The sequence below is a fragment of the Sellimonas catena genome, assembly GCF_027924685.1.
Classification (GTDB): Bacteria; Bacillota; Clostridia; order Lachnospirales; family Lachnospiraceae; genus Sellimonas; species Sellimonas catena.
In genome coordinates, this window is record NZ_BSBO01000098.1 from 1 (window position 1) to 1,066 (window position 1,066).

At 39.8% G+C, this 1,066-nt stretch carries 1 protein-coding gene; it reads left to right on the top strand.

Annotated elements, in window-relative coordinates; all coding sequences use genetic code 11:
* A partial coding sequence (locus Selli1_RS18200; protein ID WP_281874511.1) for a GTP-binding protein occupies positions 1–1,066 on the top strand: 1,066 nt, incomplete at both ends.

The following is a 1,066-nucleotide window of genomic DNA, read 5'->3' on the forward strand; positions in this document are numbered from 1 at the left end:
CCAGGCCATATGGATTTTTTGGCGGAAGTATACCGTTCTTTATCCGTATTAGACGGAGCAGTATTATTAGTTTCTGCAAAGGATGGCATACAGGCACAGACCCGTATACTGTTTCATGCACTACAGACAATGAAGATTCCGACAATTTTTTTCATCAATAAAATTGACCAAGAGGGGATTGATTTGCCAATGGTATATCGAGAAATGAAAGCAAAGCTTTCTTCGGAAATTATAGTGAAGCAAAAGGTTGGGCAGCATCCCCATATAAATGTAACGGACAATGACGATATGGAACAGTGGGATGCGGTAATTATGGGAAACGATGAACTATTAGAGAAATATATGTCAGGGAAACCGTTTAAAATGTCAGAACTGGAACAGGAAGAAAACAGGAGATTCCAAAACGGAACGTTATTTCCCGTTTATCACGGAAGCGCTAAAAACAATCTGGGGATTCGGCAGCTTATAGAAGTGATTGCCAGTAAATTTTATTCATCAACGCCTGAAGGTCAATCTGAACTATGCGGGCAGGTTTTTAAGATTGAATATTCAGAGAAAAGGCGGCGTTTTGTTTATGTGCGTATATATAGCGGAACATTGCATTTGAGGGATGTTATTAGAATATCTGAAAAAGAGAAAATAAAAATCACAGAGATGTGTATTCCGTCAAATGGTGAAATCGTCCCGGCTGACCATGCCTGTCCGGGAGAAATTGTTATTTTAGCTGATGATACTTTGAAACTGAACGACATTCTGGGAAATGAAAAACTCCTGCCTCACAAAACATGGATTGATAATCCCATGCCATTACTTCGGACAGCGGTAGAGCCGCAAAAGCCGGAGCAAAGGGAAGCCCTGTTAAATGCCCTCGCAGAGATTGCTGATACAGACCCTCTTTTAAAATATTATGTGGATACTACAACGCATGAGATTATACTTTCTTTTTTGGGGAATGTGCAGATGGAAGTCATTTGTGCCATCCTTGAGGAAAAATATCATGTGGAGGCAGAAATAAAAGAGCCTACTGTTATATATATGGAAAGACCGCTTAGAAAAGCAGAATATA